The organism is Microvirga yunnanensis (genome assembly GCF_025460875.1).
In genome coordinates this window covers 91551-112625 of record NZ_JAMXFI010000004.1, presented here as the reverse complement: position 1 = coordinate 112625, position 21075 = coordinate 91551, and the positions used below count along the sequence as shown (strand labels likewise).

Annotated in this window: 14 protein-coding genes; 11 read left to right on the top strand and 3 right to left on the bottom strand. The window is 65.2% G+C overall.

The genetic code is table 11. The features are described 5' to 3' along the window. Positions 1–38: 38 nt before the first annotated feature. The 3 genes from NF876_RS03550 to NF876_RS03540 are packed head-to-tail and all read left to right on the top strand — an operon-like array spanning position 39 to position 3849. Entirely contained in the window at positions 39–1403 is a 1365-nt protein-coding gene (locus NF876_RS03550; RefSeq protein WP_262267468.1) for an MBL fold metallo-hydrolase, read from the top strand. Beyond that, the gene (locus tag NF876_RS03545; RefSeq protein ID WP_262267467.1) at positions 1400–2941 is read left to right on the top strand and encodes a thymidine phosphorylase family protein; all 1542 of its coding nucleotides are present in this window, start codon (positions 1400–1402) and stop codon (positions 2939–2941) included. The genes NF876_RS03550 and NF876_RS03545 overlap by 4 nt, the downstream gene beginning before the upstream one ends. Further along, positions 2938–3849 (top strand): ribose-phosphate diphosphokinase, encoded by a 912-nt coding sequence (locus NF876_RS03540; RefSeq protein WP_262267466.1) that lies wholly within the window; start codon positions 2938–2940, stop codon positions 3847–3849. Before NF876_RS03545 ends, NF876_RS03540 begins: the two co-directional genes overlap by 4 nt. Here the strand turns inward: NF876_RS03540 and NF876_RS03535 are convergent. Together NF876_RS03535 and glgX are read right to left on the bottom strand one after the other, a co-directional pair. Beyond that, positions 3819–5000, bottom strand: a complete 1182-nt coding sequence (locus NF876_RS03535; protein ID WP_262267465.1) for an acetate/propionate family kinase — start codon at positions 4998–5000, stop codon at positions 3819–3821. The two genes, NF876_RS03540 and NF876_RS03535, sit on opposite strands and share 31 nt — an antisense overlap. Further along, positions 4997–7126: a glycogen debranching protein GlgX gene (gene glgX, locus NF876_RS03530; RefSeq protein WP_262267464.1), complete on the bottom strand. Its 2130-nt coding sequence runs from the start codon at positions 7124–7126 to the stop codon at positions 4997–4999. The genes NF876_RS03535 and glgX overlap by 4 nt, the downstream gene beginning before the upstream one ends. A gap of 141 nt (positions 7127–7267) precedes the next feature. Between glgX and glgP the strand changes: the two genes are divergently transcribed. The 8 genes from glgP to NF876_RS03490 all read left to right on the top strand — a co-directional run bounded on the left by glgP (position 7268) and on the right by NF876_RS03490 (position 19432). Next, positions 7268–8959, top strand: coding sequence for an alpha-glucan family phosphorylase (gene glgP / locus NF876_RS03525; protein WP_262267463.1), 1692 nt, complete (start codon positions 7268–7270; stop codon positions 8957–8959). A 25-nt stretch (positions 8960–8984) separates the two neighbouring features. Continuing rightward, entirely contained in the window at positions 8985–11378 is a 2394-nt protein-coding gene (locus NF876_RS03520) for a phosphoketolase family protein (RefSeq protein ID WP_262267462.1), read from the top strand. Between the two features lie 52 nt (positions 11379–11430). After that, on the top strand, positions 11431–12138 hold the full coding sequence (locus NF876_RS03515; RefSeq protein WP_262267461.1) for an ABC transporter ATP-binding protein: 708 nt from the start codon (positions 11431–11433) through the stop codon (positions 12136–12138). A 4-nt stretch (positions 12139–12142) separates the two neighbouring features. After that, positions 12143–14506: an ABC transporter permease gene (locus NF876_RS03510; protein WP_262267460.1), complete on the top strand. Its 2364-nt coding sequence runs from the start codon at positions 12143–12145 to the stop codon at positions 14504–14506. Positions 14507–14509: 3 nt separating this feature from the next. Next, positions 14510–15748 (top strand): efflux RND transporter periplasmic adaptor subunit, encoded by a 1239-nt coding sequence (locus tag NF876_RS03505; RefSeq protein ID WP_262267459.1) that lies wholly within the window; start codon positions 14510–14512, stop codon positions 15746–15748. Between the two features lie 67 nt (positions 15749–15815). Further along, complete coding sequence (locus NF876_RS03500) at positions 15816–16820, top strand: hydroxyacid dehydrogenase (RefSeq protein ID WP_262267458.1); 1005 nt, start codon at positions 15816–15818, stop codon at positions 16818–16820. Positions 16821–16890: 70 nt separating this feature from the next. Further along, entirely contained in the window at positions 16891–17931 is a 1041-nt protein-coding gene (locus NF876_RS03495; RefSeq protein WP_262267457.1) for a type II glyceraldehyde-3-phosphate dehydrogenase, read from the top strand. Between the two features lie 244 nt (positions 17932–18175). After that, positions 18176–19432, top strand: a complete 1257-nt coding sequence (locus NF876_RS03490; protein ID WP_262267456.1) for an MFS transporter — start codon at positions 18176–18178, stop codon at positions 19430–19432. Positions 19433–19637: 205 nt separating this feature from the next. On the opposite strand, the gene cls is transcribed toward NF876_RS03490, so the two are convergent. Next, entirely contained in the window at positions 19638–21074 is a 1437-nt protein-coding gene (gene cls / locus NF876_RS03485) for a cardiolipin synthase (RefSeq protein WP_262267455.1), read from the bottom strand. Position 21075: the final 1 nt, after the last annotated feature.

The following is a 21075-nucleotide window of genomic DNA, read 5'->3' as shown; positions in this document are numbered from 1 at the left end:
ACCTTCAGGCGCATGACGTGTCTGCCGGAGGATCCTGAATGGCACTCAAGCTTTCGTTTCTCGGCGGAGCCGGCACGGTCACGGGCTCGCGGTATCTCCTTGAAAGCGGGGATCGGCGCATCCTGATTGACTGCGGGCTCTTTCAAGGCCTGAAACAGCTGCGGCTCCGCAACTGGGCGCCGTTTCCGGCAGACCCGCGCAGGATCTCCGCGGTCATCCTCACCCATGCCCACCTGGATCATTCCGGGTACCTGCCCGCCCTCGTCAGGGACGGCTTCGCCGGCAAGATCCTCTGCTCGGATGCGACCAAAGACTTCTGCGATCTCCTTCTTCCGGACAGCGCCCATCTTCTCGAGCAGGATGCCGAATACGCCAACCGGCGCGGCTTCTCGAAGCACAAGCCCGCTCTTCCGCTCTACACGACCGAAGACGCCGAACGGGCGCTCACGCACTTGACGCCGGTTTCATTCGGCACCTGGCACGAACTCCCGTCTGGCGCCCGGATCCGGTTCAGCCGGGCCGGCCATATTCTTGGCGCCGCGAGCGTCGCATGCGAGTGGGGCGGCAGGAGGATCGTCTTTTCGGGCGACCTCGGACGCTACAACGATCCCATGATGGTCGACCCGAGCCCGATCGAGGAAGCGGACTATCTCGTCGTCGAGTCGACCTACGGCAACCGTCACCATGCCGCGGAGGATGCCCAGCGGGAACTCGGCGACATCATCGAGCGAACGGTTGGCCGGGGTGGGACCATCATCATCCCGGCCTTCGCGGTCGGACGGGCCCAAACCCTTTTGTATCATTTGGAGCGTTTGAAGGCTGCGGGTCGGCTGGCCAACGTTCCAATTTTCCTCAACAGCCCCATGGCGGTGGATGCGAGCGAGATCCTGTGCCGGCACGTGGAGGATCAGAAGCTGTCGGCCGCCGAATGCCGGGCGGCCTGTGGGATCGCCACCTACGTGCGGAGTGTCGAGGCTTCCAAGGCCCTGAACGAAAACCCCATCCCGAAGGTGATCATCTCCGCGAGCGGCATGGCCACCGGCGGACGCGTTTTGCATCACTTGAAGCGCTATGCGCCCGATCCTCGCAACAGCATCGTTTTCGCCGGATTTCAGGCGGCCGGGACGCGGGGGGCGGCCATGGTCGCCGGCGCCGAGACGATCAAGATCCATGGCGGGTATATTCCGGTTAGGGCGGAGGTTCGCAATCTGTCCATGCTCTCGGCCCACGCGGATGCCGACGAGATCCTGAAATGGCTGGGCAACTTCCGTCGACCGCCGCGAAAGACCTTCATCACCCACGGTGAGGCTTCGGCATCGGATGCCCTGCGCCTGCGCATCCAGGACGAGATCGGCTGGTCCTGCACCGTCCCCGAACATCTGGAACAGGCGGAACTGCCATGAGCCCAAACGCACGGACCTCTCTTGCAACCCCTGCAGAGGTCGAAAGCAGCTTCCTCAGGGCACGGCGGCTCGGGGTGCATACCCATCACGAGGCGGTCGTGTTCATGCGGACCGACTGTCATGTCTGCCGCTCCGAGGGGCTTTCAGCGCACGCGCGCGTCCTGCTCAGGGCCGGAGACCGAGAGACGATTGCGACACTCTACCAAGTGTCGGCGGATCTCCTCGCTCCCAACGAGGCAGGCTTGTCCGAAGCGGCGTGGCAGCGCCTCGAAGTCGCGGAGGGTGATCCACTCGTTGTCCGCCACCCCGGCCCCGTCGAGTCATTGCGCAGCGTGAGGCGCCGGATCTACGGCGGCCGGCTGGACGAGCCGGCGCTTCGCTCCATCATTGGCGACGTCGTGAAAGGGCGATACTCCGATATCGAGCTATCATCGTTCATCACGGCCTGCGCGGCCCTGCCTCTCGACGAGGCTGAGACGATCGGCCTGACGCGCGCCATGATTGATGTCGGCGACCGCCTGACCTGGTCGAACGGTCCCATCCTCGACAAGCATTCGGTCGGTGGCCTGCCGGGGAACCGGACGACACCCATCGTTGTCTCGATCGTGACCGCCCATGGGCTGACGATGCCCAAAACCTCCTCACGGGCGATTACCTCCCCCGCCGGCACGGCGGATACCATGGAAACGATGGCGCCCGTTGACCTTGATTTGCCGTCCATGCGGCGGGTCGTGGAGCTTGAAGGCGGTTGTATCGTCTGGGGCGGTGCGGTCCGTCTCAGCCCGGCCGACGACATCCTCATTCAGGTCGAGCGCGCGCTTGATGTCGACAGCGAGGGGCAGCTTGTTGCTTCCGTGCTGTCCAAGAAAATCGCGGCAGGCTCATCGCATCTGGTGCTCGACATGCCGGTCGGCCCTACGGCCAAAGTCAGGAGTCCAGAGGCCGCTGAGGTCCTGTCACGCCGCCTCGTGGAGGTCGCTCGCGTGTTCGGGCTGGCCGTCACAGTTGTCCGCTCGGATGGCATGCAGCCGATCGGGCGCGGCATCGGTCCAGCGCTCGAAGCGTATGATGTCCTCGCCGTTCTCCGCCAGGAAGCCCATGCTCCGACGGATCTTAAGCAGAGGGCCTGCGCGCTGGCTGGTGCGCTTCTTGAACTCGGCGGCAAGGCTCCGAAGGGCCAGGGCGCGGCTCTCGCAGCCCAGACGCTCGAGGATGGACGGGCTTGGGCAAAGTTTCAACGCATTTGCGAGGCGCAGGGTGGGCTGAGAACGCCGCCTGTCGCGACTCAGCACCGTCCTCTTCTGGCCCAGGCCAGCGGACGGGTGACCGCCATCGACAACCGGAAGATCGCCAAGCTGGCGAAACTTGCCGGTGCGCCGGACACGAAAGCCGCTGGCGTCAAACTTCACGTCCGTCTGGGAGATCCGATTCAGGCCGGCGAGCCCTTGGTGACCTTGCACGCCAACACCGTCGGTGAACTGCAGTATGCGCTCGACTACGCAGCATCCACGAGCGACATCATCGAGGTAAAGGCATGACCGACGCTCTCGTGATTGCTTTACCGGGCAATGAGGCGCTGGCCGAGGCGCTAGCACAGAAAGTTGGTGCCGGACTTGGGGCGCTTGAGACCCGCCGTTTCCCGGACGGCGAGACCTATGTCCGCTTCGGGACAGCTCTGAGAGGACGTCCGCTGATCCTCGTCTGCAGGCTGGACCATCCCGACCCGAAATTCCTCCCGCTCGCGTTCGCGGCCGCGGCCGCACGGGACTTGGGGGCGGCAAGTGTCGGTCTTGTCGCGCCCTACCTCGCTTATATGCGCCAGGACAAACGCTTCCATGAGGGCGAAGCCATAACGTCCATGACCTTCGCACGTTTGTTGTCCTCCGACATCGACTGGCTTGTCACCATGGATCCGCACCTCCATCGCCACAAGGCGCTCGACGAGGTCTACCCGATCCCAAGCCGCGTCGGGCACGCAGCTCCTCTTCTGGCGGATTGGATCCACTCCCATGTCGATCGTCCCGTAATCATCGGCCCTGATGTTGAAAGCGAGCAGTGGGTTGCGGAAGTCGCAGCACGTGCGGGGGCCCCTTTCCGTGTTCTGCGGAAGGAACGGCACGGAGACCGGGACGTCAAGATCACAGTGCCCGATCTGGGCGAGGTCTCCCATCTGACACCGGTGCTGGTCGACGACATCATCTCATCAGGTCAGACGATGCTGGAGACAGCAAGACAGCTCAGGGGAAGAGGACTCGCGGCTCCGGTATGCGTGGCAGTCCACGCTCTGTTCGCGGACGGCGTCCATCAGTCTCTCAAGGACGTTGCCGCCGCCGTCAGCACCAGCAACACCGTCTTGCATGAGTCCAACGCGATCGATGTGACCCCGGTACTGGTCGATCTCGTCCGCGGGGTCCTTCACGAGCCGGGCGTACCGCTGCGCCGGTAACCTCGCGCCGCTCGCGCGATCGGCAACTCTTCGTTCGTCGGGATCACCAATGCATCCACGGGTGATCCGACGGCACTGATCCGGGCCGCGGAACGGGCGTTGCACTCCTGATCCAGCGTCAAGCCGGTCCAGGCCAAACCCTGAGCGATACGGTCGCGCACGCCGGCCGAGTGCTCGCCGACCCCTGCCGTAAAGACGAGGACGTCGAGCCCGCCAAGGGCTGCTACCAATGAGCCCACTTCGCGGATGATCCGGTAGGCAAACAGGTCGAGGGCCTCGGCTGCACGCGGGTCATCGCTGGCCTCAAGGATGCGGACATCGTCGCTGATCCCGGACACGCCGAGGAGACCGGAGCGGGCATACAGGAGGTCGGCCACCGCGTCGGGAGCCATGCCCCTGGCCTGGATCAGGTGCAGGATGATGCCCGGGTCGATGGCTCCGCAGCGGGTTCCCATCATGATGCCGTCCAGCGCCGTAAAGCCCATCGTGGTCGCGATGCTCCGGCGGTTCAGCATCCCGCACAGGCTAGCGCCGTGACCCAGATGAGCCACGACCACGCGGCCGGAGGCGCGCTCACCCGCTTGGTCCGGCAGGGCGCCGGCGATGTATTCGTACGAGAGCCCGTGGAAACCGTAGCGAACCGTCCCGCCGTCGATGATGTCGTGCGGAAGGGGATAGAGCTGCGCCAACCGGGGCATGGTCCGGTGAAACGCCGTGTCAAAGCACGCCACCTGCGGCAGCCCGGGCCAGGTCTTTGCGACCGCGTCGATGGCAGCAAGATTGTGTGGCTGATGTCCGGGAGCCAAGGGGATAAGAGCCCTGAGTTCCGCAAGAATGCTGTTGTCGATGAGGACGGGTGAGCTGAACCGCGGGCCGCCATGAACGACGCGGTGTCCGACCGCCGCGAGGTCTAGATCGGAAACGTCGCCGACGAGGGACAGAAGCCATGCCGTGGCCGCTTCGTGACTTGCATGAGCTGGTGGCTGCTGCCCTGAAAGGAGCGCTTGTTCGGGTCCCGCGACCTTCAGGTAGGTTTCGCCGCCGATCGCGCCAATCGTGCCGCGGCAGAGGAGAGCGAGCTCTTCGGGCTCATACAATGCGAACTTTAGGCTGGAGGAGCCTGCATTCAGAACGAGGATTGCCACGGTCATGGCATCGGATCCTTGGCAACGAGAACCTTCGTGGTGCGAGCCTCAAGGAGGAGTTCGCCCAACGCTGCGTCCACAGGTTCCGGGCAAGTTGCGGCTGTATCGACGGTGACATGCCATCTCTCCGCTACGGGCGGGATCACGAACCGGCACGAGGTGCGGGCGGCATTGAACATAAGGCATAGCGCCGCCTTCCCGTTGTAACGGACGACACAGCCGACCTGGTTGTCAGGACCGTCCCAATGCACCGAGCCGCCGTCGGGACCGAACCACTCGATCTCCTCAGGAGCGTAGAAGCGGTCAGCGCTGAGAGCCGGGTGTGTTTTGCGAAGAGCGATCAGATTGCTGACGAAGTCGACGAGGTCTCGGTTGTGATCGGCAAGGCTCCAGTCGTACCAGGACGTTTCGTTGTCCTGGCAATAAGCGTTGTTGTTGCCGCCCTGCGTGCGGCGGAACTCGTCGCCCCCGAGCAGCATCGGAACGCCCCGCGAGACGAACAGGGAGGCGAGCATGTTCTTGATCTGGCGCAGGCGCATGGCCTCGATGGCCTGATCATCGCTCGCTCCCTCGGCTCCGTTGTTGTCGCTGTAGTTCTGGCTCATGCCGTCGAGATTGCCCTCGCCATTGGCTTCATTGTGCTTGGTCGCATAGGAGACGAGATCGTTCAGGGTGAAGCCGTCATGACAAGTGACGAAGTTGATGCTCTTGACGGGAGAGCCGTCCTTGTCCCGCTGGTAAAGATCGGCGCTCCCGCAGAGGCGGGTGGCGAACCGGCCTGTCATGCCGGGATCGCCGCGCCAGAACCGCCGCACGTCATCACGGTAATGGCAGTTCCATTCCGCCCAGCGGATGCCGGGGAACCTCCCCACCTGGAACGCGCCGGCGCTGTCCCAGGCCTCGGCGATGAGTTTAACGTCCCGGAGCAGGAGATCCTCGGCGATCTGCTCCAGCAGGGGCGGGTTTGCCAGGATTGTGCCGTCCGTGCCACGCCCCAGGATGGAGGCGAGGTCGAACCGGAACCCGTCCACGTGCATGTGCACGACCCAATGGCGGAGGCAGTCGATGATCATGCTACGCACGACTGGGTGATTGCAGTTCAGCGTGTTGCCGCAGCCAGAGAAGTCGAGATACCGGCTCCGGTCGGGTGCCAGGATGTAGTAGATCGCGTTGTCGAGTCCGCGGAAGCTGTAGGTCTGCCCCGTCTCGTCGCCTTCCGCCGTGTGATTGAACACGACATCCAGAATGACCTCGATCCCCGCCTTGTGCAGCTCGCGCACCATCGTCTTGAATTCCGCTCCCGCGGCATCTGATGACGGGTCGCTGGAGTAGCCTGGCATCGGCGCGAACAGGGCCACGGGATCGTAGCCCCAGTAATCCCTGAGCGCCGTTCCGGTCACCGGATCCCGTCTTTGTCTCGCGTACGGGTCGAAGGCCTGGACCGGCAACAATTCGACGGCGGTGATGCCAAGCCGCTGGAAATGGGGGATCTTCTCGACCACGCCGAGAAATTGGCCAGGGTGAGCGGCGCCTGCCGAGGAATGGGCTGTCAGCCCGCGCACGTGGGTCTCATAGATGATCGTCCTGCTCCATGGGTGCCGGGGGCGAACGTCGTCCTGCCAGTCGAACCCTTGGTCGGTGATCACGCAGCGGCGCGTTCGGTCCGCTGGGTGCGGCAAGGCTACGGGCCGTCGGCTCCAGGTCCCGCCCGCGACCAAGGCGGCGTATGGCTCAAGCAACGGCTGATCCGGCTGGAACCGGTGCCCTTGGGCGAGCCCGCGAGGGCCGTCGGCCTGCATGACGTAAAGCAAGCCCTCTAGGTCGCCCTGAAGCCGGACATGCCAGACGTCGCCTGTCCGGTGACGCTTCGGCTCGAGTTCAACCCTCATGAAGGGGGAGGTCGCGTCGACGCTCTCGAACAGCAGCAGCGCCATTCGGGATGCATGCCGGCTGAACACGGCAAGGTTCATCCCACCACGGCAATCATGAAGCCCAAGCGGAAGCGGCTCCCCGCGCTCAATCCGGATTGGGTCGGCCGGCAGGTTCCGGATCCTGTGTCGCAGAGCCTCCTGGTCCATCGAGTGTCCTTCGCGCCCGCAGGCGACCGCCAGAATCCGCCGGCGGATGGCCATGGCTCGCGCTGCTTGGGCTTGGATCGCAACCTACGCCACAAGGATCAGGGGCCGCCTTGATCCGCATCAAGGCAGAATGCAGCATAATGGATAGTCTTCCTAGGCAAAGCTCAGGGTTGGGCTTCAAGCAGGAGTGTCGCCGTGGCCGCCATCCTCCCGTATCTCCAGCGCACCAGCATCGCGTACTTCTCCATGGAAATCGCGTTGCGGCCGGAGATCCACAGCTACAGCGGAGGTCTCGGCATCCTGGCGGGGGATACGGCCCGGTCCTGCGCCGACCTCGAACTGCCGGTGGTCTTCGTGACGCTGGCGAGCCGGGCCGGTTACCTGCGCCAGGAGATCGCCGCCGACGGCTCCCAAGTCGGGCATGACGATCCCTGGAACCCGGCGGATTGGGCTACGCCGCTCGAGGCCATGGTCGCCGTGGGGATCGAGGGCCGGTCCGTCTGGATCCGGCCCTGGCTCTACGTCGTGACATGCCCCATCGGCCATCAGGTTCCGGTGCTGCTGCTCGACACCGATCTCGACCAGAATGCTCCCGAGGACCGCAAGATCACGGACCACCTGTATGGCGGCGATGACGTGTACCGCCTCAAGCAGGAGATCGTCCTTGGCGTCGGAGGCGTTCGCCTGCTCCAGGCGCTGGGTTTCAGCATCGGGACCTACCACCTGAACGAAGGCCATGCGGCCTTCCTCACGCTCGAGCTGTTGCGGCGGAGGCGCCGGTCCGGCGGCAACGGATTGGCCCACGAGGTCGATCACGTCCGAGACATGTGCGTGTTCACCACCCACACCCCGGTCGAGGCCGGGCACGACCGCTTCGCTTACGAGGACGTCCAACGCATCCTCGGAGCCGATTTCGTCCCTCTCGACGAACTCAAGCCCCTGGCCGGCGAGGACCGGCTCAACATGACCCGGCTCGCCCTGAACCTCAGCGGTTACGTCAACGGCGTCGCACGCCGCCATGCCGAGACGACGCAGCGGATGTTTCCGGGTTACAGGATCGCGGCGGTCACGAACGGCGTGCATGCCCCGACCTGGACCCACAAGGCCTTCGCCAAGCTCTACCAGGACATCCTGCCCAACTGGGGCCATGAGCCGGAGCTTCTGGTTCGGGCCGACCAGCTCCGCGACGAGGATGTCTGGACCGCCCACCAGGCGGCCAAGCGCGACCTGCTGGAGGAGATCCGGCAAAGTACCGGCATCACCATGGAGCCGGACGTGCCCCTGATCGGCTTCGCCCGGCGCATGACGGGCTACAAGCGCCCGGATCTCCTGTTCTCGGATCTGCAGCGGCTCCGTTCGATCAGCGCCAGGTTTCCGTTCCAGGTCGTCATGGCGGGGAAGTCGCATCCCCGGGACACGCAGGGCCAGCAGATGATCCGGGACATCCACGACCGGATGCGCCAGCTTTCCCCTGACATCCGCATCGCGTTCCTGCCGAACTACGACATGGCGCTGGCCCGGACCCTGGTGGCCGGGACGGACGTATGGCTGAACACGCCGCTGCCCCCGCTCGAAGCGTCGGGGACGAGCGGCATGAAGGCCGCCCTGAACGGCGTCCTGAACCTCAGCGTGCTCGACGGCTGGTGGATCGAGGCCTGCATCGACGGCGTCACCGGCTGGTCGATTGGCCGGGACGGCGCGGAGGGGGCCGAGCAGCATGGACGTGACCTCTACGACAAGCTCGAAGGGCAGGTCCTGCCCCTGTACTATCAGGACCGCGCCCGCTGGATCGGCATGATGAAGCAGGGCGTCTCCAAGATCGCGTCCTACTTCAACAGCCAGCGGATGATGCGCCGCTACACGACCGAGGCCTATGTCCGGCCCTGAACCGCGACTTCCAGGAAGAGTGACGATGAAACCGTTGGACAAGCCGCTGAGCCCCGAGGAACTGGACCGGATCGACGCCTACTGGCGGGCCGCGAACTACCTGTCGGTCGGCCAGATCTACCTCCTGGACAACCCCTTGCTCCGGGAGGAGTTGAAGCCCGAGCACGTCAAGCCGCGCCTGCTCGGCCACTGGGGCACCACGCCGGGATTGAACCTGATCTACGCCCACCTCAACCGGGCCATTCGCGCGCGGGACCTCAGCGTCCTTTACGTCTGCGGCCCCGGGCACGGCGGCCCCGGCATGGTGGCCAACACCTACCTGGAGGGCACCTACAGCGAGATCTACCCGGAGATTTCACAGGATACCGAGGGCCTGCGGAAGCTCTTCCGCCAGTTCTCGTTTCCCGGCGGCATCCCGAGCCATGCCGCCCCGGAGACGCCCGGCTCGATCCACGAGGGCGGGGAGCTGGGCTACGCCCTCCTGCACGCCTACGGGGCCGCCTTCGACAACCCGGACCTGATCGTCGCCTGCGTGATCGGCGACGGCGAGGCCGAGACCGGACCGCTCGCGGCCTCCTGGCACTCCAACAAGTTCCTCAATCCCGCCTGTGACGGCGCCGTTCTGCCGATCCTCCATCTCAACGGCTACAAGATCGCCAACCCCACGGTCCTGGCCCGGATGGATCACGACGAGCTTGAGAAGCTCCTCATCGGCTATGGGCACGAACCCTATTTCGTCGAGGGGACCGAACCCGAGATAGTTCATCAGGCCCTGGCGGGCGCGCTAGACACGGTTCTCGGCCGGATCGCCGCAATCCAGAGCGCCGCCCGAACAGGCGGGGTCAGCGAGCGTCCCCGCTGGCCGATGATTGTCCTGAAGACCCCTAAGGGTTGGACAGGGCCCAAGGAGGTCGACGGCCTCAAGACGGAAGGCTTCTGGCGGTCGCACCAGGTGCCGCTCGCCGAGACCCGCCGCAACCCCGCCCATAGGAAGCAGCTCGAGGAGTGGCTGCGGAGCTACCGGCCCGACGAGCTGTTCGACGACGCCGGGAGTTTGTGCCCCGAGGTCGCCTCCCTGGCGCCTGCCGGCGAGCGCCGGATGGGCGCCAATCCGCATGCGAATGGCGGCCCGCTGATGCGGCCGCTGCGGCTGCCGGAGTTCCGGGATTATGCGCTGACGGTCGAAGCGCCGGGGAAGGTGGTAGGGGAGGCGACCCGTGTTCTGGGAACCTACCTCCGGGATGTGATTGCCCTCAACGCGTCGGCACGCAACTTCCGTATCGTGGGTCCGGACGAGACCGCCTCGAACCGGCTCGACGCCGTGTTCGAGCAGACTGACCGCGCCTGGATGGGGCCGATCCTGCCCGAGGACGTCCATCTCGCACCGGAGGGACGGGTGCTGGAGGTGCTCAGCGAGCATCTGTGCCAAGGCTGGCTCGAAGGCTATCTGCTGACCGGCCGCCACGGCTTCTTCTCGTGCTACGAGGCGTTCATCCACATCGTGGATTCGATGTTCAACCAGCACGCCAAGTGGCTGAAGGTCGCCCGGGAGCTGCCCTGGCGCCGGCCCGTCGCGTCGCTCAACTACCTGCTGACCTCCCATGTCTGGCGGCAGGACCACAATGGCTTCAGCCATCAGGATCCCGGCTTCATGGACGTGGTCGCAAACAAGAAGGCCGAGATCGTGCGCGTCTATCTCCCGCCGGATGCGAACTGCCTTCTGTATGTCGCCGACCACTGCCTGCAGACCTACAACCGCATCAACGTCATCGTGGCCGGCAAGCAGCCGGCGCCGCAATGGCTCACGATGGACCAGGCGGTCGCCCATTGCAGCGCCGGGATCGGGATCTGGGAATGGGCGAGCACGGATCGCGGCGCGGAGCCCGACGTCGTCATGGCCTGCGCCGGCGACGTGCCGACGCTCGAGACCCTTGCGGCCGTCAGCATCCTTCGCGAACATGCGCCCGACCTGAAGGTGAGGGTGGTCAACGTCGTCGACCTGATGACCTTGCAGTCGCCGGACGAGCACCCGCATGGCTTGAGCGACCAGGAGTTCGACCTGCTCTTCACCAAGGACAAGCCGGTCATCTTTGCCTTCCATGGCTACCCGCACCTGGTCCACCGGCTCACCTACAAGCGGGCGAACCACGGCAACTTCCATGTGCACGGCTTCCGCGAGGAGGGCACCACGACCACGCCCTTCGACATGGTGGTCCTGAACCGGCTCGACCGGTTCCACCTCGTCGAGGCCGTGGCCCGGCACGTGCCGAAGCTGGCGCCGCAGGCGGCCTATGTCGTGCAGTCCGTCCGTGACAAGCTGATCGAGCACGGCGAGTACATTGCGCGGAACGGCGAGGACATGCCGGAGATCCGCGATTGGGGCTGGCCGTACCGGACTGCGGCCGAGGCCGGTGACTGAAAGCACTGAGTTGCCGGCCCAAACTGCCGCGGGCCGGCGAGCGAAGGAAGCGATGGACGGACGCGTATTCACGGCTCAGGATCTGACGAAGGTCTACAGGACCGGCGAGGTCGAGGTGCGTGCCCTTCGGGGTCTCAACTTCGAGATCGCAGCAGGCGAGGTGGTCGTCCTGCTGGGCCCCTCCGGTAGCGGCAAGTCGACGTTGCTCAACATCATGGGCGGGCTCGACCAAGCCACGAGCGGACGCCTGCTCTTCAAGGACCTGGATCTCACCTCGCTCGACGACCGTCGCCTGACCGCCTACCGCCGACGCCATGTCGGCTTCGTGTTCCAGTTCTACAACCTCGTCCCGAGCCTCACGGCCTACGAGAACGTCGCCTTGGTGACGGAGATTTCCGCGCATCCGATGCGTCCCGAAGAAGCCCTCGCGCTGGTCGGTCTGGAGGATCGGATGGATCATTTCCCCGCGCAGCTCTCAGGGGGCGAGCAGCAGCGCGTGGCCATCGCGCGGGCCATCGCCAAGCGGCCGGAGGTCCTGCTCTGCGACGAGCCGACCGGCGCTTTGGATTCCAAGACGGGCATCCGCGTCGTCGAGGCCCTGCTGGGCGCCAACGCCCAACTCAGGACCACCACGATCATCATCACGCACAACGCGAGCATCCAAGAAGTCGCCGACAGGGTGATTTACTTTGCAGACGGCCAGATCACCCGCGAGGTCAGGAACGAAGCGCGCCGCGCTGCGGCCGAACTCACCTGGTGATGCGATGCGGGTGCTTGACCTCAAACTGCTTCGAGACCTGAGACGGCTCTGGGCCCAGGCGCTCGCCATTGCGCTCGTGGTCGCCGGCGGGGTCGCGACGCTCCTGATGTCCATGGGGTCGTACCGGTCCCTCGAAGAGACCCGCACGGCCTATTACGAACGCCACCAGTTCGCCGATATCTTTGCGCTGGTGAGGCGCGCGCCGATGGGTCTGGTCGACCGCATTGCGGAAATTCCCGGTGTGGCTGCAGTGGATGCCCGCGTCGCGAAGCTCGCGCTGCTTGACATCCCAGGCTTTCCGGAGCCCGCGACCGGACAGTTCGTCTCGCTGCCGGAGCAGGGCGAACCTGCTCTCAACCGGCTCTACATCCGGTCCGGCCGACTTCCCGCGCCAGGGCGGGACCAGGAGGTTGCCGTCAGCGAGAGTTTTGCGAAGGCCCACGGCTTCGCTCCTGGCGCACGCTTCTCGGCGGTGCTCAACGGCCGCAAGCGCGACCTCCTGGTTGTCGGAACCGTGCTGTCGCCCGAGTTCATCTACGCCATTGGCCCGGGCGACGTCATGCCGGATGACCGCCGTTTCGGCATCGTCTGGATGTCGGAGAAGGCGCTGGCGAGCGCCTTCGATCTTGAGGGCGCGTTTTCCTCGGTCACCTTGAAACTGCTGCGGGATGCGTCCGAACGCGAGGTGATCATGCGCCTCGACGCATTGCTGGACCGCTACGGCGGACAGGCGGCCTACGGGCGGAAGGACCAGACCTCGCACGCCTTTCTCGACCATGAGCTCGACATGCTCAGCAACATGAGCCGGACCCTGCCGCCGATCTTTCTGTTGGTCGCGGCATTCCTGGTGAACCTGACGCTTGGCCGCCTGATCGCGCTCGAGCGGGAGCAGGTCGGCTTGTTCAAGGCACTGGGCTACAGCGATTTTGCGGTCGCCTTGCATTACCTCAAGTTCGTGGCGGCGCTTGTCCTCATCGGAATCGCCATCGGCAGCGTTGTCGGGACTTGGCTCGGAGCCGTCGTCACGAACCTGTTCAGTGAGTTTTTCCGCTTTCCATTCCTCATCTTCAGCAAGAGCCCTGATCTCTACATTGCCGCCGCGCTGCTGAGCCTGGCGGCCGGTGCCGTCGGGGCGCTCCGGGCCCTCCGCGAAGTCGCGGCCCTGCCGCCGGCGGTCGCCATGCAGCCGCCCGCGCCTCCGCGGTTCCGCCACGTCCTCCCGTTGGGCCTCTACCTGAACCGCATCCTGTCCCAGCCGGCGGTCATGATGCTGCGCAGCATCGCCCACCATCCTTTCCGGGCGGCTTTTACGGTGCTCGGCATGGCACTCGCCACGGCGATCCTGATCGTGTCGCTCTTCACGCGGGACACGATGGAGCAGTTGATCGACGTCACGTATTTTTTGGCCGACCGGCAGGATGCGACGGTGAGCTTCACCGAAAAGCGTCCGTGGGACGTCGTGCATCAGGTCGCCCGCCTGCCTGGAGTCATCACGGCCGAACCATACCGTGAAATTCCGATCCGGGTCAGGCACCGCAACGTCGAGCGGCGGATCATGATCAGCGGCCGGCCGCCCGGCGCGGACCTCAGCCGGATCATCGATGAGAACCTGCGCCCTGTGGTTCTCCCGGAGAGCGGGTTGGCGATTTCGGCGATGCTCGCGCAGATCCTGGGCGTGCGGGTGGGCGACGACGTGGAAGTCGACCTGCTCGAAGGGCAGCGCAGGACCGTGATCCTGCCTGTTGCGGCACTGGTCGAAGATTACTTCGGCATCAGAGGCATGATGAACGCCGACGCCCTGTCGCGGCTGATGCGGGAGGCCCCCGCAGTCAACGGCGTCCACGTGGCGGTCGATGAGAGCGAGCTCGGCTCCCTCTACCTGGCGATCAAGCGGACCCCAGCCGTGAGCGGGCTGGCCCTGCAGCGTACATCGCTGGCCAACTTCCGTGAAACGATAGCCATCCTGATCACGACGATGGCCAGCATCTACACGGGACTGGCCGCGATCATCGCGTTCGGCGTCGTCTACAACAGCGCCCGGATCTCGCTGTCGGAGCGGGCCCGCGAGTTGGCGAGCCTGCGCGTCCTTGGCTTCACCCGGGCCGAAGTCCTGCGTATCCTTCTCCTGGAATTGGCCTTGTTGACGCTGGTCGCGCAGATTCCGGGCTGGGTCATGGGTTATGGCTTGGCGTGGATCATGAGGACAAACCTGGCGGGCGAGCTGATGCGGGTCCGTCTGGTGGTGGGGCATTCCACCTATGTCCTCGCCAGCGCGGTCGTGCTGGTGGCCGCGGTTCTTTCCGCGCTCGTTGTCCGCCGACGGGTTCACCAGCTGGACCTGGTGGCCGTCCTCAAAACCCGGGATTGAAGCATGCGTGGGATTTGGCTGAAACGTGTGGCCGGAGGCCTCGTCATCGCAGGGGCGGCGGCGGGGATCGGCTGGTTCGCCTGGCCGCGGCCGATCGCCGTCGATCTCGCACGGGCGTCGCTGGGGCCGATGGAGGCGACGGTCGACGACGAGGCCCGGACGCGCGTCCGCCACATCTACACGGTCTCCGCACCGATCCCGGGGAAAGTCCTGCGAATTTCCCATCCTGCCGGACACCAGGAAACCTCCCAGCACATTGGGGATCGGGTCACCGCAGGCGAGACGGTCGTGGCGGTCATGCAGCCGACCCTTCCCAGCTTTCTGGACATCCGGTCCCGGGAGGAACTGCAGGCAGCGGCCACGGCCGCCGATGCGGCCGTGAAGCTGGCCGAGGCGGAAGTCCGCCGGATTGGGGCCGCGCTCGACTTCTCGCGCGACGAGCTCCGGCGGGCCGAGGCGCTGGCGCGCACCGCGGCGATCTCGGGCCGGGCTCTGGACAAGGCCCGGTTCGATGTCGAGACCAACGAGGCCGCGCTCGCGAGCGCGAGAGCCCAGCTCGATGTACGCCGCAGCGAGCACGCGATCGCGGCCGCCCGGTTGATCGAGCCCTCGGGCGCTTCGGGGCCGGCGACTGCTGGCTGCTGCATCGAGGTCAAGGCCCCCGCGACGGGGCGCGTCCTCCGGGTCGTCCAGGAGAGCGAGGCGGTCGTTCCGGCCGGGGCGCCGCTGCTCGACGTCGGAGACCCCTCGGACCTGGAAGTGGCGGCTGATCTCCTCTCGACCGACGCGGTGCAGATCAAGGCGGGCGCGCCGGTGCGGATCGACGGCTGGGGCGGCGCTCCGCTGCGTGGACGGGTGACACGCGTGGACCCGGCCGGCTTCGTCAAAGTGTCCGCTCTCGGCATCGAGGAGCAGCGGGTCCGCACCGTAATCGATTTCGTTGATCCGCCCGAGGCCTGGAGCGCGCTCGGACACGATTTCCGGGTCGTGGTCCATGTGACGACCTGGAGTGCCGACAACGCCCTGACCGTGCCTGTGAGCGCCCTCTTCCGTAACGGGGAGGACTGGGCCGTGTTCACTGTCGGCGACGGACGGGCGCGGACGACCCTGGTCAAGATCGGACACCGCAACAGCCGGCTGGCCGAGGTGACCTCCGGGCTGTCGGCGGGGGACATGGTCGTGCTGCATCCCAGCGACAGGATCAGGGATGGCGTGGCGGTCGTGGACCGGGACGGCGGGTGAGCAGGGGCAGCCGCGTGACGTCATATCCCATCAAAGGCTCGACCACCTTGCCGAAGGAGACAGGGCGATGAAGGTAGCCGTGTTCGAGACCGATCAGTGGGAGCATGAGGCATGCCTCAGGCTCCAGCCCGAGCACGCGGTGGCCTGCACCCGTGAGCCGCTGACCAAGGACACCGTCGCGCAGTACGCCGATGCCGAGGTCGTGAGCCCGTTCGTCTATTCGAAGCTCGACGCGGGCGTCCTCGCGGGACTGCCGAACCTGAAGCTCGTGGCGACGCGCTCGACGGGCTACGACCACATCGACCTCGCCTGGTGCCGCGCCCACGGGGTGGCGGTCTGCAACGTTCCCGATTACGGCGACCATACGGTCGCCGAGCATGTCTTCGCCCTCCTGCTCGGCGTGAGCCGCCATCTCGCGGAGGCCGTCGAGCGGACCCGCCGCGGGAATTTCTCGCAGGGCGGCCTGCGCGGCTTCGATCTCCATGGCAAGGTCCTCGGGGTGATCGGCACCGGCCGGATCGGGCGCCGGGTCATTGGGATCGCCAAAGGGTTCGGCATGGACGTGGTGGCATTCGATGTCCGGCCCGACGAGACGACAGCGCAGGAGATGGGCTTCCGCTACGCATCTCTTGATGCGGCCCTTGCCGAGGCGGACGTGGTGACGCTGCATCTGCCGGCCACACCACAGACCATCGGTCTGCTGTCCGACCGCGAGTTCGGCTTGATGAAACCGGGAGCAGTGCTGATCAACACGGCCCGCGGCAACATCGTGGACGTGTCCGCCCTGGTGCGGGCGCTCACCAGCGGGCACATCAGGGCTGCTGGCCTCGACGTGCTGCCGCACGAGCCGGTGATCCGGGAGGAGGCTCAGATCTTCCGCGCCGAGGCATCGCCCGAGGCCTATGATCTGAAGGCGCTGGTGGCAAACCACGTACTCCTCAGGTTTCCCAACGTGATCGTCACGCCCCACACGGCATACAACACGGACGGCGCCATCGGGCGCATCCTTGAGACCACGCTCCACAACATCGAAGCCTTTGCCAGGGGAGAGCCCCAGAACACCATCGCCTGAAACCGACCCGGCGCTTACGTGCCGTGCTCGCAGCCTCACGTTTCGGGTTCCAGCCAAGAGGAGAAGGACCATGAGCACCCCGACCAAGATCCGCGTCGCCGTCAACGGGTATGGCGTGATCGGCAAGCGTGTGGCGGACGGCGTCGCCCGGCAGGAGGACATGATCCTGGCAGGTGTGGCGGACATCGGCACGGACTGGCGTCCTCGCATGGCCATCCGGAATGGCTTCCCTCTGTTCGGTGCAACAGCGGAACATGCCGATGCGATGCAGCAGGCCGGCATGGACGTCGCGGGCACGCTCGACGACCTCCTCGGCGAGGTCGACGTCGTGGTCGACTGCACGCCGAAGCGTGTGGCGGCCCGTAATGTCGAGCTCTATCGGCGCCTCGGCCGCAAGTTCATCCTGCAGGGCGGGGAGAAACACGAGGCGACCGGACACTCCTTTGTGGCCGAGGCGAACTATGCCAGCGCGGTCGGCCGCGACTCGACGCGAGTCGTCTCCTGCAACACCACGTCCATCGTGCGCACGCTGACGGCCCTCAAGAAGGCGGGCCTTCTGCGTCGCGCCCGCGGCACGCTGCTGCGTCGGGCGACCGACCCTTGGGAGAGCCATCAGGGCGGGATCATGAACACGCTCGTGCCGGAGGGGCAGATCCCAAGCCATCAGGGGCCGGACGCCCAGAGCGTCGACCCCGGGCTCGACGAAATCACGATGGCCGTCAAGGTGCCGGAGACCTTGGCACATCTCCATTACTGGTCCGTGCAGATGACCCGCCCCGCCGCCAAGGAGGAGGTGCTCGACGCCTTCCGCGCATCCTCGCGGATTGCCCTGATCCAGATGAGCGATGGCTTGGCCGCCCTGAATGTCGTCAAGGAGATGATGGCCGACATCGGCCGGCCGCACGACAACCTCTACGAAGTCGCGCTTTGGGCCGACATGCTGCGTGTCGAGGGCGACGAACTGTTCTACGCCTACATGGTGGACAATCAGGCCATTGTCATTCCGGAGACAATCGACGCTGTCCGGGCACTGGCCGGCCATGAGCCCGAAGCCTCGGCCTCTATCCGTAGAACCGACGCCGCGCTTGGGATCGGGAGCCTGTTCGTCTGATGCGCCAGCGACGGCCGACACCGGACAGTGCGATTTCCGGCGCCCCCGCAAATGGCTGGCGTTTGTCCAATCCGGAATTCTTGCGGATGAAGCCAGGAACCGCACCATCCGACGTGGGCCACGCCATCCGAAAGGGCGCAGTCACACGGAGTTCCGCAGGCATAAACTAGCACCCATGCGCAACAATCTGCTCGGGCTCGGAGCGAGTCCTCCGAACACTTGAGCCTCAATGAAAGAGGAGCGAATGGATCCCGCCCGAACGCGTCAGATTGAGCCACTGCCGTGGAAGTCGCTGGCCTCATTGCTCCTGCCCATGTTTTCGATCGCGCTGGGCTACAGCGTTATCCTGCCGATCCTGCCGTCACTTGTTGAGCGCCTTGCCGGCACATCTGACGCCGCAACACTGTCTCAGCACACCGGCCTCCTGATGGGGGCCTATATGCTGGCGATATTTTTCTTTGCACCGATATGGGGCAAGGTCTCGGATCGTTATGGCCGCCGACTGGTGATCCTGCTTGGCTTGGGCGGCTTCGCCGTCGTCACGGCAGGGTCGGCTCTCGTCGACAGCTTGCCAGGGGTCTATTTCGGCCGGTTCTTCGCCGGTCTGTTTTCCTCGGCTGTGGCCCCGGCATCCTATGCGTTAGTAGGTGATCACGCACCTTCGAGAGAATGGCGCGCCCACCAGTATACCCTCCTGAACATCGCTGGCACCGCTGGGTTCCTCGTCGGGCCGCTGCTGGGGGCAACCGCATTCTCCTCGGCCCAGGCGATGTTCATGGGGCGAGGAGAGGCGAGCCTATTGGCACCGTCGCTAGCTACATCGGCCTTGGCCATCACAGCAGGTCTGAGTGTGTGGTGTCTGCTGCCTCAGGCCGTCAGTGCCAGTCAGAACGCGGATGCACAGGTCCAACCGCAATACAGCCGGGCTGTGATTGTGCGCCTGCTCGGGATCTCGTTCACTACTGCCCTGGCGGTCGGTTCATTTGAAGTCGGCCTCGCGCTACGCGGAAAAGAGGTGCTCGGGTTGGACACCTATCGCATCGGGATGATGTTCGCCGAATGCAGTCTGATCATGTTTCTCGTTCAGGCAGTCGTGTTTTCGCCTCTGGTGAAGCCGGACTGGACGCGGTGGCTCATCGCTCCGGCCTTGATCGCCTTGGCCGGAGGTCTTATCGCCGTTCCTCTGACCACCAGCTATGTTCCGATGACGGTCGCCGTGGCCGTGGTCGCCGCGGCTGCAGGGGTTTTGTCGCCCATCGCGGTCTACTGGATTTCCGTCACGGCCGGAGAGAAGCAGGGGACGGAACTGGGCTTTCAGACGGCGGCGGCCAGCCTCGGGCAGACCGTTGGCTCAGCCCTTGGTGGCCTGCTGTTCAGCCAGGCGGTCATTCCCAATGCGTCTTTCACGCTTGCTGCGGCAGCTGTTGTGGCCAGTCTTGCCACAAGCCATCGTCTGGCGCGCCAGCTTATCGCGGGCCCCAAGGTCGTGCCCTCCCTGTAGACCGCGGATTGAGGCATGCCGAACACATCCTGCCTCCTCCAACCGGCAAACGCCGGTATGTGTCCGGCCCAGCGGAAAATCCTTCAACGGGCGCCAACGAGGCAAGAATTTCGCTCGTTGGCAACAGACTACGTCGTCAACTTCGTGGGGTCCGGCTGAACCGGCCGGAACGGAGAAGGCCGTTGCGCCGGCAGCCGCAGGACCATCACAGAAGTGGTGCCGCCAGCCGCGCCAGGTTTTCGCAGGTCTTGGTCAGGATCGAGCGATTCTCCCACGCCTCACGCGTCAGAACCGTGCTCGTCTCAAAGTACCGATCCTGCTCAAGCCGGAGCCGCTGCACGGTGCTGCGGTCATAGACGATGAGACTTACCTCCGCATTCAGCACGAATGAGCGGATGTCGACATTGCTTGACCCGATGAGAGCAATCTCCCCATCAATCGTAATGTGCTTCGCGTGAAGGAAGCAGCCCTTGTAGGAGTGAACACGAACCCCGAAATGCAGCAGTTCCGAGTAGTAGGACCGCTGTGCCATCTTCACGATCAGGTGGTCCGTCTCGTCGGGCACCACCAAGCTGACGTTGACCCCCCGCAGGACAGCTGTCTTCAGAGCCTGCAGCAAAGCCTCGTCCGGAACGAAGTACGGCGTCGTGATGACAACCCTTTCACGGGCGCCATGGATCAGCGCCACCACGAGGAGGCCAACCCCCGCGTCGGGATAGTCGGGACCGCTTGCGAGGACTTGCGCGACGACCCCGTCCCCTGGCGCGCGATGGGGAAACAGCACCGGTGCGTCAAGCACCTGATCCGTCTCCATGAACCAGTCGGCGGCAAAGACGGCTTGCAGCTCAAGGGCAACAGGGCCTGTCACGCGGACCATGAGTTCCTCGTTGACCACGTCTGGATCAAGGTCGGCGTCGACGATGTTCTGAGAGCCAACATACCCGATCCGGCTGTCGATCACGGCGATCTTGCGGTGGTTGCGCAGGTCCGCCCGCGCGGACCTGCGGCGAAGAAGTCCAACTGGAAGCGCGAGCCGAACATGCACCCCGTGGGAGGTGAGGGTCTTGACGACCTGCCGCGACCACCGCCGTGACCCGACGGCATCGATAAGGACCCGGCAGGCGACCCCGCGCCGGGCTGCCTGGCCGAGGGCCTCCATGACCCGCCGGCCCGTAGCGTCATCCGCGAAGATGTAAAACAGCAGGTGAACACTGCGCTTCGCGCGATTGATGTCCGACACGATATCGTCGATGAGCTGTTCGTAATCGGAGCAGATCTCCACGTCATTTCCGGCGAGGGTCGGAAATTTTCCGAGCGTCTCAATGAGAAGCGCAGGATCCTCGAGATTGCCTGGAAGGGACGGCCGGCGGCAGAAGTGGGAGTGCGTGATCTGCCTCGTCGCCACGGCGAGAAGCTTCGGCAGTTTGGCGAAGCGGTCGCGCCGCCAGCGTGGATATGTCGGCCTGCCGATTACGAGATAAATGGCCAAGGCCGGAATGGGCAGAAAGAACACAAGGGTGAGCCAGCTGCGCGCCGCATCGGGAGAGCGCCGGAACGGGACCACCACGAGCATCACTACGCGGATGGCCCACTCAAGGGCGAGGTAGGCACCAGCCCAGGCTGCGCTTTCGCTGAGAAGCATG

Bases quoted from the DNA above. Each gene is read 5' to 3' on its own strand.
- NF876_RS03490 (WP_262267456.1), top strand. From the start codon at position 18,176: ATGGATCCCGCCCGAACGCGTCAGATTGAGCCACTGCCGTGGAAGTCG.
- NF876_RS03540 (WP_262267466.1), top strand. From the start codon at position 2,938: ATGACCGACGCTCTCGTGATTGCTTTACCGGGCAATGAGGCGCTGGCC.
- NF876_RS03495 (WP_262267457.1), top strand. From the start codon at position 16,891: ATGAGCACCCCGACCAAGATCCGCGTCGCCGTCAACGGGTATGGCGTG.
- NF876_RS03505 (WP_262267459.1), top strand. From the start codon at position 14,510: ATGCGTGGGATTTGGCTGAAACGTGTGGCCGGAGGCCTCGTCATCGCA.
- glgX (WP_262267464.1), bottom strand. From the start codon at position 7,126: ATGGCCATCCGCCGGCGGATTCTGGCGGTCGCCTGCGGGCGCGAAGGA.
- NF876_RS03515 (WP_262267461.1), top strand. From the start codon at position 11,431: ATGGACGGACGCGTATTCACGGCTCAGGATCTGACGAAGGTCTACAGG.
- NF876_RS03535 (WP_262267465.1), bottom strand. From the start codon at position 5,000: ATGACCGTGGCAATCCTCGTTCTGAATGCAGGCTCCTCCAGCCTAAAG.
- NF876_RS03550 (WP_262267468.1), top strand. From the start codon at position 39: ATGGCACTCAAGCTTTCGTTTCTCGGCGGAGCCGGCACGGTCACGGGC.
- NF876_RS03520 (WP_262267462.1), top strand. From the start codon at position 8,985: ATGAAACCGTTGGACAAGCCGCTGAGCCCCGAGGAACTGGACCGGATC.
- NF876_RS03545 (WP_262267467.1), top strand. From the start codon at position 1,400: ATGAGCCCAAACGCACGGACCTCTCTTGCAACCCCTGCAGAGGTCGAA.
- NF876_RS03500 (WP_262267458.1), top strand. From the start codon at position 15,816: ATGAAGGTAGCCGTGTTCGAGACCGATCAGTGGGAGCATGAGGCATGC.
- cls (WP_262267455.1), bottom strand. From the start codon at position 21,074: ATGCTTCTCAGCGAAAGCGCAGCCTGGGCTGGTGCCTACCTCGCCCTT.
- NF876_RS03510 (WP_262267460.1), top strand. From the start codon at position 12,143: ATGCGGGTGCTTGACCTCAAACTGCTTCGAGACCTGAGACGGCTCTGG.